The sequence below is a fragment of the Mesorhizobium sp. M7A.F.Ca.MR.245.00.0.0 genome (assembly GCF_003997415.1).
Classification (GTDB): Bacteria; Pseudomonadota; Alphaproteobacteria; order Rhizobiales; family Rhizobiaceae; genus Mesorhizobium.
The window spans coordinates 1-15,147 of the sequence record NZ_RZTE01000030.1; the positions used below are offsets into that span (position 1 = coordinate 1).

The 15,147-nt window shown below is 62.8% G+C and carries 13 protein-coding genes and 1 pseudogene; 6 read left to right on the plus strand and 8 right to left on the minus strand.

Translation table 11 applies throughout. From position 1 onward, the window contains the following. The 6 genes and pseudogenes from EOB80_RS24680 to EOB80_RS24705 form a co-directional block, all read right to left on the minus strand. The coding region (locus tag EOB80_RS24680) for a biotin/lipoyl-containing protein (protein WP_127330355.1) at nt 1-327 on the minus strand (327 nt) is incomplete at its 3' end. Between the two features lie 3 nt (nt 328-330). Beyond that, nucleotides 331-1,329 (minus strand): alpha-ketoacid dehydrogenase subunit beta, encoded by a 999-nt coding sequence (locus tag EOB80_RS24685; RefSeq protein ID WP_127267172.1) that lies wholly within the window; start codon nt 1,327-1,329, stop codon nt 331-333. After that, nucleotides 1,329-2,357, minus strand: coding sequence for a thiamine pyrophosphate-dependent dehydrogenase E1 component subunit alpha (locus tag EOB80_RS24690; protein WP_127330357.1), 1,029 nt, complete (start codon nt 2,355-2,357; stop codon nt 1,329-1,331). The genes EOB80_RS24685 and EOB80_RS24690 overlap by 1 nt, the downstream gene beginning before the upstream one ends. Before the next feature lie 2 nt (nt 2,358-2,359). Beyond that, nucleotides 2,360-3,688 carry an NAD(P)H-dependent oxidoreductase gene (locus EOB80_RS24695; protein WP_127330359.1) on the minus strand — a complete coding sequence of 443 codons (1,329 nt, stop codon included), beginning with the start codon at nt 3,686-3,688 and terminating at the stop codon, nt 2,360-2,362. Between the two features lie 455 nt (nt 3,689-4,143). After that, a pseudogene (locus EOB80_RS24700) lies at nt 4,144-4,368 on the minus strand (SDR family oxidoreductase); the annotation flags it as partial. Between the two features lie 13 nt (nt 4,369-4,381). Then, nucleotides 4,382-4,915, minus strand: a complete 534-nt coding sequence (locus EOB80_RS24705; RefSeq protein WP_127323062.1) for a TetR/AcrR family transcriptional regulator — start codon at nt 4,913-4,915, stop codon at nt 4,382-4,384. 145 nt (nt 4,916-5,060) lie between these two features. Here EOB80_RS24705 and EOB80_RS24710 point away from each other — a divergent pair, with 145 nt between their 5' ends. Both EOB80_RS24710 and EOB80_RS24715 read left to right on the plus strand, forming a co-directional pair. Continuing rightward, nucleotides 5,061-6,389, plus strand: coding sequence for an efflux RND transporter periplasmic adaptor subunit (locus tag EOB80_RS24710; protein WP_127330361.1), 1,329 nt, complete (start codon nt 5,061-5,063; stop codon nt 6,387-6,389). Further along, a complete protein-coding gene (locus EOB80_RS24715) occupies nt 6,386-9,469 on the plus strand; it encodes an efflux RND transporter permease subunit (protein ID WP_127272041.1) in 3,084 nt (1,027 codons plus the stop codon). The genes EOB80_RS24710 and EOB80_RS24715 overlap by 4 nt, the downstream gene beginning before the upstream one ends. Before the next feature lie 250 nt (nt 9,470-9,719). Here the strand turns inward: EOB80_RS24715 and EOB80_RS24720 are convergent, their stop codons facing one another. Next, complete coding sequence (locus tag EOB80_RS24720; RefSeq protein WP_023811018.1) at nt 9,720-10,181, minus strand: L,D-transpeptidase; 462 nt, start codon at nt 10,179-10,181, stop codon at nt 9,720-9,722. Between the two features lie 354 nt (nt 10,182-10,535). Here EOB80_RS24720 and EOB80_RS24725 point away from each other — a divergent pair, with 354 nt between their 5' ends. Then, nucleotides 10,536-10,868, plus strand: coding sequence for a hypothetical protein (locus EOB80_RS24725; RefSeq protein ID WP_127330363.1), 333 nt, complete (start codon nt 10,536-10,538; stop codon nt 10,866-10,868). A 54-nt stretch (nt 10,869-10,922) separates the two neighbouring features. Continuing rightward, the gene (locus EOB80_RS24730; protein ID WP_081738724.1) at nt 10,923-11,090 is read left to right on the plus strand and encodes a hypothetical protein; all 168 of its coding nucleotides are present in this window, start codon (nt 10,923-10,925) and stop codon (nt 11,088-11,090) included. A 72-nt stretch (nt 11,091-11,162) separates the two neighbouring features. On the opposite strand, the gene EOB80_RS24735 is transcribed toward EOB80_RS24730, so the two are convergent. Next, nucleotides 11,163-11,864, minus strand: a complete 702-nt coding sequence (locus tag EOB80_RS24735; protein WP_127330415.1) for a response regulator transcription factor — start codon at nt 11,862-11,864, stop codon at nt 11,163-11,165. A gap of 46 nt (nt 11,865-11,910) precedes the next feature. On the opposite strand from EOB80_RS24735, the gene EOB80_RS24740 reads away from it, so the two are divergent. Both EOB80_RS24740 and EOB80_RS24745 read left to right on the plus strand, forming a co-directional pair. Further along, nucleotides 11,911-12,684: a response regulator transcription factor gene (locus EOB80_RS24740; RefSeq protein ID WP_185929003.1), complete on the plus strand. Its 774-nt coding sequence runs from the start codon at nt 11,911-11,913 to the stop codon at nt 12,682-12,684. 84 nt (nt 12,685-12,768) lie between these two features. Next, nucleotides 12,769-14,856 carry an ATP-binding protein gene (locus EOB80_RS24745; protein WP_164762707.1) on the plus strand — a complete coding sequence of 696 codons (2,088 nt, stop codon included), beginning with the start codon at nt 12,769-12,771 and terminating at the stop codon, nt 14,854-14,856. Nucleotides 14,857-15,147: the final 291 nt, after the last annotated feature.

Below are 15,147 nucleotides of genomic sequence, written 5' to 3' on the forward strand. Positions count from 1 at the left end.
CGGTACAGGGGTGCCTCCTGAGGCAACCCCCTCTGTCGACTTGGTCGACATCTCCCCCTCGAGGGGGGAGATTGGCGCATAGCTTTCACCGTCGGCATAGATCCACGCGACGGCAGCGCCGACCGCGATATCGACACCTTCCTTGCCGCTGACATCGCGCAGCACGCCGCTGGCCGGCGCGTCGATTTCCATCGCCGCCTTGTCGGTCTCGATCTCGAACAGCACATCGCCCTTCTTGACGTGCGCGCCTTCCTCGGCGAACCAACGCGAGATCTGTCCGGTCGCCATGTCCATGTCGACCTTGGGAAGAATGACTTCGGTCGGCATTTCTCAGCGAACCCCTTTCACGAGGTCACGCGCAGCGGTGATGATGTCGGGAATTTGCGGCACCGTCGCCTTCTCGAGCTCCGGATTATAGGGGATCGGCGTTTCGGCGCCGCCCAGCCGCACGATCGGCGCATCGAGATAATCGAACGCTTCGCTCTCTGCGATCATGGCGCTGACCTCGGCGCCGATGCCCAGCGTCTTGACCGCTTCGTAGACGCATAGCAGCCGCGACGTTTTCTTGACGCTGTCGATGACGGTCTGCTTGTCCATCGGCCGGATGGTGCGGAGATCGACGACTTCGACGTCGATGCCTTCGCTCTCCAGTGCGGCAGCCGCGTCGAGCGCCTTCTGCACCATGATCGAGGTGGCGACGATGGTCAGGTCGCGGCCCTCGCGGCGGATATCTGCCTTGCCGATCGGCACGGTGTAATAGCCTTCGGGCACCGGCCCCTTCATCTTGTAGAGCAGCTTGTGCTCGAAGATCATGACCGGATCGGGATCGGCGACCGCCGCCAAAAGCATGCCCTTGGCATCATAGGGGGTCGCCGGCTGGATGACTTTCAGACCCGGCACATGGCCGAGCCAGGCCTCGAGGCTCTGGCTGTGCTGGGCCGCCGCGCCGGTGCCGGAACCGGCGGGAAAGCGCATCACCACGGGAACCGAAACCTCGCCGCCCAGCATGAAGCGCATCTTGGCCGCCTGGTTGACGATCTGCTCCATGGCAAGCGTGGCGAAATCGGAAAACTGGAACTCGAAGATCGGCCGCATGCCGGTGAGGGCAGCCCCCACCGCGACGCCCGCGCCGCCCAGTTCCGAAATCGGCGTGTCGATGACGCGGTCAGCGCCGTAACGTTCGACCAGGTCGCCGGTGACCTGGAAGGCGCCGCCATAGACACCGATATCTTCGCCCATCAGGAAAACGCGTTCGTCCATGTCCATGGCGATCGCCATGGCTTCCTGGATCGCCTGGGCGTAGCTCAGTTCACGCACCATCGCGTCCATCACGCCTGCTCCGTATACACGTAATTTCCGGTCTCGCTGATATCGGGCGATGGGCTCGCCTTGGCGAACTCGATGCCCTCGGCGATCTCTTGCGCCACGGAATCGCGAATGGCCTCGATGCCCTTGTCGTCGATGAAGCCGAATTCCCTGAGCTCGCTTTCGAACAGGGTGATCGGATCGCGGTTCGACATCCAGTCCTCGATCTCTTCCTTGGTGCGATAGCGGTTGCGGTCGCTCTTGGAATGGCCGCGATGGCGGTAGGTCTTGGACTCGATCAGCGTCGGCCCCTCGCCGGCGCGGGCTCGGGCGATAGCCTGATGAGACGCCTCGGCGACCTCGGAGAAGATGTTGCCGTTGACGATGACGCCCGGCATCGAATAGGCGGCGGCGCGCTCGGCGATGTTCTTGACCGCAGTCGAGCGGGCTGTCGATGTGGACATGCCGTAGCCATTGTTCTCGCAGACGAAAATGACGGGCAGCTTCCAGACCGCCGCCATGTTGAGCGCCTCGTGGAAAGCGCCTTCATTGTTGGCGCCATCGCCGAAGAACGAGACCACGACCTTGCCGGTCTTCATCATCTTGGAGGACAATGCCGCCCCGACGGCGATCGGGATGCCGCCGCCGACGATGCCATTGGCGCCGAGATTGCCCTTGCCGACATCGGCGATGTGCATCGAGCCGCCACGGCCCTTGCAATAGCCTGTGGTCTTGCCGAAGAACTCGGCGAACATGCGCTTGACCTCGGCGCCCTTGGCAATGCAGTGGCCATGACCGCGATGCGTCGAGGTGATCTGGTCATCCTCGGCAAGAGGCATGCAGATGCCCATGGCGCTGGCTTCCTGGCCGATCGACAAATGCATGGTGCCGTGGATGAGGCCGCGCGTGTAGCACTCCTCCGCGCCCTCTTCGAAGCGGCGGATCAGGTACATCTTGTGGAGCACCTGCTTGAGCTGCTCGGCGCTGTACTGGCGGTAGACGAAGGGCAGATTGGCGCGACTGTCAGTGACGGCTTTGCTGGCTGTGGCCATGATCACGCTCCCACGGACCCATAGACGAGCTTGTCCTGGCGGGCGCGCAGTTCGGCGATCTTGGAGCCCGCCGCGGGCGCTGCATTCGCGTAGGTTATGAGCTCGCCCTTCTTGATCGGCGCGGTGACCGAGCCGCCCTGCAGCAGGCCGCAGGGAATGGCCTTGGCGGCGCGCGCCTCAGGTGTCGTCATGATCCAGGCGCGGTAGCAATATTCACCGATCGCATCCAGCTTCTCGCCGGGCTGCATGTCCTTCTTGGCCACGGCGGCGACTTCGGCCACCGGTTTGGCCAGCGGCACCATGTCGGCCTTGCCGTAGAGCACGACGCGCGCACAGGTCAGCGGCACTTCGAGCGAGGTCAGGTGATAGGGACGATGGAAAGTGAAATACGGGCCTTTGCCCATCTTCAAATCTTCCATACGCTCGGAGATGCGCGGATGCGACATGTCGGCAACGACGAAGACGCCGGGCGCGACACCCTTGCCGATCGAATAGTCGACGACGCCGACCCTCGACAGCACGCCGCCATCCTTCTGCGGCACCAGCACCTTGGACAGTTCGCCAAGCGTCGCCGCCGGCCCATGCATGCCGGCCTTGTCTGGCACCAGGCCGGTGGCATTGGCGATCGCCGCCATCTCGACCATGGTCTTGGAGCCGTCGACGAATTCGACCAGCATCCGCACATTCATGTGCCGGCGCTTGGCTTCCTCCTCATAGTCTGGGGGAATAGCGTCGATGTTGAGCGGATTGTTCTTGCCCTTGCCGGCGGCAACGATCGGATGCCCCATGGCCGAAACGAACTCGATCAGTTCCATGCAGGAGGACGGCTCATCGCCGGCGCCCAGCGAATAGGTGACGCCGAGCCGGTCGGCCTCGCTCTTCAGATAGGCGCCGATGGTGACGTCGGCCTCGACATTCATCATCACCAGATGCTTGCCATGTTCCATGGCGCGCAGCCCGATCTCGGCGCCGACGGCGGGAACCCCGGTGGCGTCGATGACGACGTCGATCAGATCATTGTTGATGACAAGGCTGGCATCGTTGGTGACCGCCACCTTGCCGGCTTCCATCGCCGCCGTCATCCCCGACGCGTTCGACACCTCGCGCGCATGCCCGGTTTCCTGGAAGGCGATATCGACGGCCTTGCTGGCGGCAGGCAGGTTCAGTTCGGAAATGGCGCCGATCTCGATGCCTGACATATGAGCGACACGAGTGACGATGTCGGTTCCCATCTCGCCCGAGCCGATCAGGCCGATGCGGATAGGCTTGCCCGACTTGGCGCGTTCCTCGAGATCGCGGGCAAGGCCCGTCAACGAAACATTGGAAGCCATACCGCTCGTTCCTCCCATAATGCAGGCTTGTTCGATTGCCTGACGGGTATTGAACATCTGTATTTCTGTCAAGACTAATGTCCAGATTCTTGTGCTTTTTTGGGCACTTTCACCACAGTCCAGCGGGACGAAAAAGAGGCTGGAAAACCTGATGCAGCGCAGTCGCCGTCAGTGCGCGGATGGGCATCGGTTGGAATCGTTCAGCTCAGCAAAGGCGCAGCCTGTTGCGCTGCCGTGCAATAGGCCGGCGCATGCGACTGGCGGCATCTTGGCCCTCGCGGGAAGTCCTGCTCAGTGTTCCGCGAAGCCGCCACGGGCAACCCGCCGCGTCGATCGGAAATTCATGGAAATGCACGACCACGCCATCCGCATCGATCAAGACCACGGCATAGGCGGGTGCTTTTCTGCTAGCGCCCAGCGGCACCAGCCGGCAAACGGAACGCTTGGATTACCCTCTACTGTGCCGTCCAGCCGCCGTCCATCTGCAAGGTCGTGCCGGTGATCTGCCTGGCTGCGTCCGAACACAGGAACAGCGTCAACGCAGCAAGCTCATCGACGGTGACGAATTCCTTGGTCGGCTGGGCTGCGAGCAGCACATCGTGCTTGACCTGTTCCTCGGTCATGCCGCGCGCCTTCATGGGGTCGGGAATCTGCCTTTCGACCAGCGGGGTCCAGACATAGGGTGGGCGACGCCTATTTGGCGATCTCGAGCAGGGACGATACCAGAAGCTCTCGCTCATCTTTCGACAGGACATCCGAATCGAAGAGGTTCATGCTGCGCAATCCCTCGATGGCGAGATAGCAGATCAACAGCGATTTGAGATCCGGCGTCTCACCTTTCAGCCGCTCGAAAAGCTGCCTCTTGAAGGTCTTTATCGGCATCATGAAATCGGGATCCTCGGCGATGGCCGAGAAAATCCAGGACGCCGACGGCTGCTTTTCCTCGCAATCATTGGCTGACAGCCTGATGTAGACAGCCAGGAGATTTTCGTCCTTGTCATTTGTGCGGGCGGCTTCCAGTGCGTGCTCGAACTCACGCAGATAGCCTTCGACCAAACCTTGCATCAATTTGGCCTTGGTCGGGAAATTGTAGAGGAGCCCTCCCTTGGACACGCCGGCACGGCTGGCTACGGCATCCAGCGACAGGCTGCCTGGTCCGGATTCCCGGGCAACATCAGCCGCCGCGGCGAGAATCTTCTCGCGCGAATTCGGTCTTTGGGCTCTCATGGGGCCTCCCATCGCAAGCTTAGGCCCAATTGACAAGACCGTCCAGACGGTACAGGAAGACCGCCATTATTTGAAATCGGGACCCGCAGTCGATATGTGTCCCGATATCCGCGCTTCGCGCCGGATTTCGACTGAGGGGACTTCCTTGTTCAAGCGCATACTCCGTATCTTTATCATTGTTCTGGTTCTGGCTCTGCTCGTCGTTGTGGTCGGCGGCATCGTCGGCTTCAACTTCCTGCGCGACAACGGCATCAAGCAGTACTTCGCATCGATGAAGCCGCCGGCGGCAACCGTTTCGACGACCATCGCCAAGCCTTCGGCCTGGACGCCAGGCGTCGAGGCGATCGGTACGGTCAGGGCTGTGCGTGGTGTCGACCTGACGGTCGAGACCACCGGGATCGTCAAGGACATCCTTTTCCATGCCAACCAGAAGGTGGCCGACAATGCGGTTCTGCTGCAGCTCGATGACGCCGTCGAGCGCGCCGACCTCGACGCACAGAAAGCGCAGGCCGCGCTCGACCAGACCTCGCTGGCCCGCGCCATTGAACTGACCAGGCGTGGCGTCGGCTCCGACTCGACGCTGGACACGGCGCGTGCGGCGGCCTCGGCCTCGGCATCTCAGGTCACCAAGTTGCAGGCCGTACTCGAGCAGAAGCAGCTGACGGCGCCTTTCGGCGGCACGGTGGGCATTCCGAAAATCGATATCGGCCAGTATCTGGCGCCCGGCACCGCCGTGGTGACATTGCAGGACCTCGACACGATGCGGGTCGATTTCTCGGTTCCCGAACAGCAACTCGCCTTGCTCAAGATCGGCCAGACGATTCGATTGGGCCTTGGCGGTGAGGACAGGCCATTCGCAGGCGCCATTCGCGGCATCGACCCGAAGATCGACTCGTCCAGCCGGCTGGTGAACATCCGGGCGGAAGTCGCCAATCCCGATGGCAAGCTGACCCCCGGCCAGTTCGTGCAGGTGCGTGTCGAGCTGCCCGAAGAGCAGAACGTGCTGACCCTGCCGCAGACGGCGCTGACGACAAGCCTCTATGGCGACTACATCTTCGTGGTGCAGCCGGCCAAGCCTGCCGAGGCGGCCCCAGCCAAGCCGGAGGAAAAACCCGCCGCGCCGTCAGCCGACAAATCGGCGGAAGCCAAGCCTGCGGACACCAAGCCGGCCGATGCCATGAAGCCGGGGGCTGATGCAGCCAAGCCTGCCGCCGATGCGGCAAAACCAACCGACAAGGCTGCCGATCCGGCCAAGCCGGCGGCGGAAGGTGACAAGCCCGCGCTCGTGCTGTCGCAGGTGTTCGTCAAGCCCGGCCGCCGCAATCAAGGCATGGTCGAGATCGTCGAGGGGCTGAAGGCCGGCGACGAGGTCGTCACCGCCGGCCAGAACCGCCTCTTCAACGGCATGTCCGTCGTTGTGGACAACACCATCGACCCGACCAAATCGGCGAACAAGCAGGCCGAACAGCAATGAGCTTTTCAGATCTCTTCATTCGCCGGCCTGTTCTTTCGACGGTCCTTGCCTGCATGATCCTGCTCCTGGGTTTCCAGGGCATCTTCAACCTGTCGATCCGGCAGTATCCGAAGGTCGACGAAACCGCGATCACCATCACGACGGCCTATCCAGGCGCCAGCGCCGATCTGATCCAGGGCTTCATTTCCGCCCCGATCGCCCGCGCCGTCGCCTCGACCGAAAACATCGACTACGTCACCTCGTCCAGCCGCCCGTCCTCCAGCACCGTGACCGTGCAGATGAAGCTCGGCTCGAACCCCGACGTCGCGCTGACCGAAGTCCTGTCCAAGGTCCAGGGCGTGCGCGGCACCTTGCCGGACGCATCGAAGGACCCTGTCATCGTCAAGGGCACCGGCCAGCAGTTCGCGATGATGTACATCTCGATGCAGAACCCGAACATGACGAAGGAGCAGCTGACCGAGTATATCGAGCGCGTCATCAGGCCGCGCATGTCGACGGTCGAAGGCGTCGCCGACGTGCAGATCTTCGGCGCCCAGGAATACTCGATGCGCGTCTGGATCGATCCGGTCAAGCTTGCCGCGCGCGGCGTGACGGCCTCCGAACTGCTGACGGCGATCAACAATTCCAACTTCCTGTCGGCGCCCGGCAACACCCAGAACGAGTATGTCGTTTCCTCGATCACCGTGCGCTCGACATTGCAGACGCCGGAGGCATTCGCCGAGCTGCCGCTGCGCTCGACTGACGGCAATGTGGTGCGGTTGCGCGACGTGGCTCGCGTCGAACTCGCGGCCGAGAACACCGACACCCGGGTCTCGTTCAACGGCAAACCCGGCACCTTCCTCGCCATCTTCCCGACGCCGGCGGCCAATCCGCTGACCACGGCGGCTGCGCTCACCAAGCTGGTGCCGCAGATTCAGGAGACGCTGCCGAAAGGCATGACGATCGAGGTCGTCTACGACGCGACCGGGCAGATCAGCGCTTCGATCGAAGAGGTGTTCAAGACCATCGCCGAGGCGGTTGCCATCGTCATCGTCGTCATCCTTCTGTTCCTTGGCTCCTTCCGGTCGGTGATGATGCCGATCATCACCATCCCGTTGTCGCTGATCGGCGTCTGTTTCCTTTTGTTTGCGGTGGGCTATTCGATCAATCTGCTGTCGCTGCTGGCCATGGTGCTGGCGATCGGCCTGGTCGTCGACGACGCCATCGTGGTGGTGGAGAACATCCATCGCCATATGGAAGAAGACCACATGTCGCCGATGCAGGCCGCGTTCAGCGGTATGCGCGAAATATCGTCGGCCATCATTGCCATGACCATGACACTGGCCGCCGTGTTCGCGCCGCTGGCCTTCACCGGCGGCCTGACCGGCGCATTGTTCCGTGAATTCGCGGTCACGCTCGCCGGCTCAGTGGTGCTGTCGGGCGTCATCGCCATCACCATCACTCCGATGATGTCGGCACGCCTCCTGAAGTCCGGCACGCCGGGCCGTTTCCAGCGCATTGTCGACGGCGCCTTCGCGCGCGTCGAGCATGTCTATGAACGCGCCGTCACCGGGTCGCTCAATTATCGCCCATTGACGCTGATCATCGTGCTTGCGCTTGTCGGCGTCACCGGCTTCATGTTCACCAAGACCTCGAGCGAACTGGCGCCGGAAGAGGACCAGGGCTTTCTGCTCTCGATCGTGACAGGGCCGCGTTATGCGACCTCCGATTACACCGAGACATACGTCAACCAGATCCTCGGCCTGGTGAAGGATATTCCCGAAACACGGGCGCAGTTCTCGGCCGTCGCCTTCGGCGGCACGACAAACAGCGCCTTCGTCGGCTATGCCTTCAAGGATTGGGCGGAACGCAAGCGCAATTCGAAGGAACTGCAGGCCGACATCACGGCCCGTATCGCCAAAGTGGCCGGCGTCGAGGCCTTCGTCTTCGCGCCGCCGACGCTGCCCGGCTCTGGTGGCGGCCTGCCCATTTCCATGGTGGTGCGATCGACCGGCGCTTCCTCGGAAGTGTACGAGGTGGCCGAGCAGATCAAGAACAAGGCGCAAGCCTCCGGCCGCTTCATCGTCGTGCAGAATTCGATGGCCTATGACGCACCAGAGGTGACGGTGACCATCGACCGTGATCGCGCCGCGGCGTTGAACCTGCCGATCGCCGATATCGGCCGCACGCTGACCTTGCTGGTCGGCGGCGCCGAAGTGGCGCAGTTCGACCGTGACTCCAACAGCTACGACATCATCCCGCAGGTGCCGCAGGAGTTTCGCGACAATCCCGATAAGCTCGGCGAATACTTCGTGCGCAGCGTGACGGGCGAGATGGTGCCGCTCTCGGCGGTGGTCAAGATTTCGAACAATGCGGCGCCGGCGGCAATCGAGCAGTTCAACCAACTGAATTCGTCGACGATTTCGGCGCTCCCGCTGCCCGGCGTCACCACCGGCGACGGGCTGAAGGCGCTGGAGGACATCGCCAAGGAGAGCCTGCCCGACACCTTCTTCCTCGACTATTCCGGTCAATCGCGGCAGGAAAAGGAACAGGGCAACACCATCCTGATCGCTTTCGCGGCGGCCGTTGTCGTCATCTATCTGGTGCTGGCGGCGCAGTTTGAAAGCTTTCGCGACCCCCTGATCATCATGATGGCGGTGCCGCTGTCGATCTTCGGCGCGATCGTGCCGCTCAATCTGGGCCTCGGCACGCTCAACATCTACACGCAGGTCGGCCTGATCACACTGATCGGTCTGATCACCAAGCACGGCATCCTGCTGGTCGAGTTCGCCAACCAGCAGCGTGAAAAGCATGGCATGCGGCGGCGCGACGCCATCATCGCCTCGGCCAAGGTGCGCCTGCGGCCGATCCTGATGACGACAGCGGCGATGGCGCTCGGCGTGGTGCCGCTGATCACGTCCAGCGGCGCTGGTGCCGCGGCCCGCTATTCGATGGGCCTGGTCATCTTCACCGGCATCCTGGTCGGAACCCTGTTCACGCTCTTCGTCGTGCCCATGTTCTACACCTTCATCGCCAGCAAGGACCTGCCTCATTTGGCGGAGAAGCCGGATCCCAAGCTGATGCCGGCACTGCCTAGCTAGGGTGGTCGAGGAATTCCCGCTCGGAAATGGGCAGGACAAATAGATGGAAGCAAAAGAAAAGAGGCCGGGAATTTCCGGCCTCTTTTCTTTTTGGCTGAGCTCGATACCCCGGTTCGAGCTTTGCTCGATACCGCCGGTTTGCGCTGTACTCAATACCCTGGTTCGAGCTGTGCTCGATACCGCAGCGTTTTCCGGCGGGAGCCTTGAACACGGCGCGGCAGCATGCTGACACGCCGTCGGTCACAGCCTGCTACTTGACGATGACGATGCTGGTGTTGGTCGCCCCGAAGGTTTCGACGAGCTGGTAGAAATCGGCGGCGTTGTCGGGGTGCAGCCGCACGCAGCCATGCGAAGCCGGCTGGCCGAGGCGCTTGATCGCATAGGTCGCGTGCACCGCATAGCCGCCGCTGAAGAAGACCGAGTGCGGCATCGGGGCGTTGTCGTATTTCTTCGAATACCACATTTCATGCATGCGGGTCGGCTTGAACGAGCCGGTCGGCGTCACATGGGCCCGGTCGCCGGTGGAGACTTTCCAGGCGAAGGTCGGCCGGCCGTCGACGGAGACTTCCATGATCTGCTGCGAAAGCGAAACGCGCGCCACGATCTTGTTGGCGGCGTGCGCCGCACCCGAGCCGGCGCCGAGCAGCAGTGCTGCACCAGTCAAGGCAGCGGCGGTGATGTTGATAAGTTTGGCGGAAATGGCGGTATGCATGATGAAGTTCCCTCTCTCTGCCGGTTGGTCCGGCTCCAATTCGATGGCCGCTTATCCCAACGTCATGTTTCGAGAAGATTTCGCAAAATGCTCGCTTCTGTTTCGAATCTGTTTCCACCGGTTAACAAACGTCCCTCTTATAGATGGGGTTGGACACGCTCGGCAGGCCCCGCCAGCAAAGACCAGCGGCGGGAACATGAGTATCCGCCTCCAAACGAAAGTGCGAATTGGCATCATGTGAAAGAACAGTCGTCGACATCGAAACCAACCTGCAACAAAGCGCGGCTCCAAGCGGCATGATCCGGATACGGGGTGCGGGCAAAGTTGACGCAACGAAAACAGCCGGAAACGAACATGGGAACGAAATCGAACGCGCTGTCCTGGCTTCTCAGGATCAGCATCGCGGCAACGGTCATCGGCGGCGTCGGCACGGTTGCCGGCACCCCGCTGACAAGCCTCGGCGCGATGACATCAGGCGAGATTTCGACGCTGCATGCCGCACTGTTTTTCGCCACGGTCTGGATTGTTTCCAGCCTGCGCATCGCCCGGCTAAAGGCCCTCTGGCGGGTCGGCCTTAGGCTGACGGGTTTGCGCGGCGCCTCCGGCAACTTGCTGCCGAGAGGACCGAAGGCCCGCGCCGCGACGGGGGGCTCCGTGGGCGGCGCGGGCACTTCGGGGGTATCCTGAAGAGACCCGCAACAGGTTCATTTTTGAAGAATTGGCATTTGGGGAACTGCGACGATGAAAACGAAATTTGCCGCTTCGGTGCTGTCCGCACTGCTTTACGCCCAGGGCCTGCTCGGCTTTGCCGGCCTTGCCACCGTGCTGCTCAGAGACCGCGCCCATGCAAGCGAACTCACCATGGGCAGTGACATGCCGGTGGGGCCATCGCTTCTGCTGGTACGCTGAGCGTCAAGAGCATCGGGCCCAGAGGTGGAAAATCCGATGCCCTACAAAAGGGATTGCGCCAGTACCCGGCGGTCAGTCGGCGAACTGTCGCGGCGGATCGAACCGGTAGCCGGCGCCACGTATTGTGGTTATGGTGTCGGTGTCGAGCTTGCGGCGCAGCCGCACGATGCGCGAATCGATCGAGCGATCGAAGGCGTCGGCGTTTTCGGCCGGTGCCGCGGCGATGATGTCGTCACGCGTCAGCACCTTGCGCGGACTGGCCAGGAACAACCTGAGCAGCGCCACCTGGCCGGGCGAAAGCTGTTCCTCGGAGCCGGAACGATGCATGACCATGGCCGATCTCAGATCGACGGTCGCGTTCTCCAGCACGATGAGTTCCTGGGTGCCCCTGCCGCGGCGCGAAAGCAGGCCGGCCACACGAGCGGCCAGTTCACGGACATTGAGCGGGCTCTCGACGACGTCGGCCGCACCAAGCTCCAGCGCCAGCACCTTGTCTACAAGATCGGCCGGCCGGCAGATCAAGATGAAATCCGGCCCGCCCTCGCCGCCTCCTGCTTGGCCGCCATAACGTCTGAGCAGATCCCGCCCCTCCGCCTGGCTGAGGCTGTCGCCGACGACGACGACGTCGATGCCCTTTCCCGACAGCAGCGATTCGGCCTCCCAGGGCTGGCGCGCCTGATGCACGTCGTGGCCGCGCCGCTCGAGATGGTCGGCGAGTTCGGTCGCGACCACTTCGGCTACCGAAACAAGTGCAATAACGGATCGTGCGGCCATCTTTTCCAACCGTTCCCTGGCAACCCGGATATGAGTGCTGGACATGATGTTTATACCCAATCTACTTTCCACTGAAAGTGGGAGCGAAAGCATCGTGCGGGCAAGAATTGTCATCGTCGAGGATGAGCCCGACCTCAGGGACGCGGTCGCCGAATATCTTGGCGCATCCGGCTATGACGTGGCCACCGCTGAAAGTGCCGCCGCAGCGCGCAGCCTCGTTGAAACGCAATCGTTTCATCTCGCCATTCTCGACATCGCCATGCCCGGCGAGGACGGCCTCTCGCTCGGCCGCTGGCTGCGTTCGAAACTGCCGATCGGCATCATCTATGCCACCGCGGCCGGCACCGCGCTCGACCGTATCGTCGGGCTGGAACTCGGTGCCGACGACTACATCGTCAAGCCCTACGAATTGCGCGAAGTGCTGGCCAGGGTCCGCAGCGTGTTGCGCCGCGTTCCCCAGCCGAAGGAGCTCCAGGACAAGAAGGCTGGGACGGATCGCCGTTCCGTTGCCTTCGGGCCCTTTCAGGCCGATCTCGACGGCAGGCTGGTCACCGGTGCCAATGGCGCGGTGATCGACATGGCCAAGAGTGAGTTCGACGTGCTGGAGATTTTCCTCACCCGCGCCAACCGGCTGCTGACCCGCGCCGCTATTTCCGAGGCGATCGGTTTCACCGAAGATCCGGAATCGTCGCGCGCCGTCGACATCCGCATCATGCGGCTGCGCAAAAAGATCGAGGCCGATCCCGCCAATCCGAAATTCCTGCGCACGGTGCGCGGCGAGGGCTATATCTTCTCGCTGCCGGCCGGCGACGGCAACTGAGCACCGGGCCGGAAGGATTCGGTTGCTCGCCAGCCGAAATTGGCACGACTCCGAATTGGCGCGACTCCGGAATGACAGCACAAGATGATCGCTGAAGCAGCAAGCACCGATATGCAAGGGTTCAGGCAGGGCGCGGCCATGGCGGCCGTGCGCGTCGTTCGCCGGCTGCGCGAGGCCGGCGACTGGCAGCGCGAGATGGACGGCATACTGGAAACGCTCTGCCGGGCCATGGATTGCCAGCGCGGCATCCTGTTTCGCTTGCGCGAACTGCCAGGCCAGGGCTTCGCCCAATCCGTCGCCGCCTATTGGATCGACCCTCTTTTCGGCGGCGAACTGGCATCGCCGACCGTCATCATGCAATCGATCGTCAATTCGGACCCCCTGCTGGAGCGGCTTGCCGAGGACGAGAGGCAAGGCAAGATCTTCGCCGGCCATACGCGCGACCTCGAAGGCTTCCTGAGGACCGATTTCGAGAAGCAGAACATCAAGTCGTTCCTCTCGGTCTCGGTCTTCGCGCATGGCCATCTCTGGGGCACGCTGGCGGTCAATGACTGCGTCAGCGAGCGTGCATGGACCGACGAGGAAGAGGCGACGCTGCACATCATCGCGCTCGCTATCGGCGACGCTATCGAGCGCTCGCCATCCGACGCCCATGCCAGCGAGGTCATTCGCCGCACTATGCTGCAGGCCTCGCTCGATGCCATCGTCGTCATCGACGAGACCGGCTCGATCATCGAATTCAATCCGGCCGCCGAGAAGATGTTCGGCTTCCAGCGCAGCGACATTCTCGGCAAGGATCTGCTCGATACGATCGTGCCGATCTATTACCGCAAGGGCTATGCTTCGGGGGCCGAATACATGTCCGGCCGCGGCGCGCCGATGGTCGGCCAAAGGCTCGAGACGGTGACCCAGAATGCCGCCGGCGAAGTGTTCCCGATCGAGCTGACGGCGACCGAGATGCGGGTCGCCGACCGCCGCCTGATCTTCGGCTCCATCCGCGACCTGCGCGACAAATTGCGTGCGGAGGAGGAAATCGGCCGGCAGCGCGAGAAGCTGCACCAGAACGAGAAGATGGCGGCGATGGGTTCGTTGCTGGCCGGCGTATCGCACGAGCTCAACAATCCCCTGGCCGTGGTTGTGGCGCAATCGACGCTGCTGCACGAATTCGCTTCCGATCCGCAGACCAAGGTGCGCGCCGAGAAGGTGCGTGCCGCGGCCGAGCGCTGCGGCCGCATCGTCAAGAGCTTCCTGTCGATGGTCCGCCTCCATCCCGCGGCACAGGCCGAGACCGACCTCAACCAGGTGATCCGGTCGGCACTCGAAGTGACCGCCTATGGCGCGCGCTCAAGCGGCATCGTCATCGACACGGATTTCGCCGCCGGCCCGCTGCTGGCCATGGCCGACGCCGACCATGTGACGCAGGTAGCGGCCAACTTCCTCATCAACAGCCAGCACGCCTTGGCTGGCATTGCCGGTGACCGGCTGATCAAGGTGCGGACGTTCCGCAGCGACCGCGGTCACCCCTGCTTCTCGGTCGAGGACAATGGGCCCGGCGTGCCGGAAGCAATCCGCGGCCGCATCTTCGAATCTTATTTCACCACCAAGCCGGTCGGCGTCGGCACCGGCATCGGCCTGTCGATCTCGAAATCGATCATCGAGCGGCACAATGGCAATGTCTGGTTCGAGGAAGTGCTCCCGAGAGGCGCGCGTTTCGTCGTCCAGCTGCCGGCCATCGTGGCCGGCCTCGCCACCGCCGGCGACAACCAGCCGCGATCGAGCGGCCTGCGCCATGCCTTGATCATCGACGACGAGCCGGATGTCGCCGGCTCGCTCTCCGACATACTCGAACTGATGGGCATCAAGTCGCGGATCGTTCCTGTCTGGGAATCGGCCGCCGCCACTTTGAGCGGCCACATGCCGCCGGACATCGTCTTCTCGGACCTGCGCATGCCCGGCGTCAGCGGCATATCGGTCTATCGCGAGCTGCTCGCCGAAAAGCCTGACCTGGCGCGGCGTTTCGTGCTGGTCACAGGCGACCTGATCGGTGCGAAAGCCGAAATCGAGGCCCTGCCGGCACAGCAGCGGCCGCAGATCCTGGAAAAGCCGTTCAGCACGCTTGATGTGCGCAGTGTGCTGTCCGCCATTGCCGAACAGGCGGCCTTTAAAGTATAAAAAAGAGGCCCCCGGGGGCGGGGGCCGAAGAAGAGCGCGCTGGAGGGAGCGCTTGGGGAGTCCAGAACATGATCCCAAAACGGGAACGGTTTCGGATCAGGCTACGACAAAATCAGAAAATATTCGGCGTGTCGGCCAAGGGTGCGGCAGTGGCGATCATGCGGATGGCGCGGCTCTTGTGTGTTCCGGACTGTTCGGCGATTGCGCGCAGGCAGTCGATACTCTCGGCACCCCAGGTCTGGCCCTTGCAGGCGAAGTCGGTCACCGGTACCGGCAGACGGCGACCAGGAT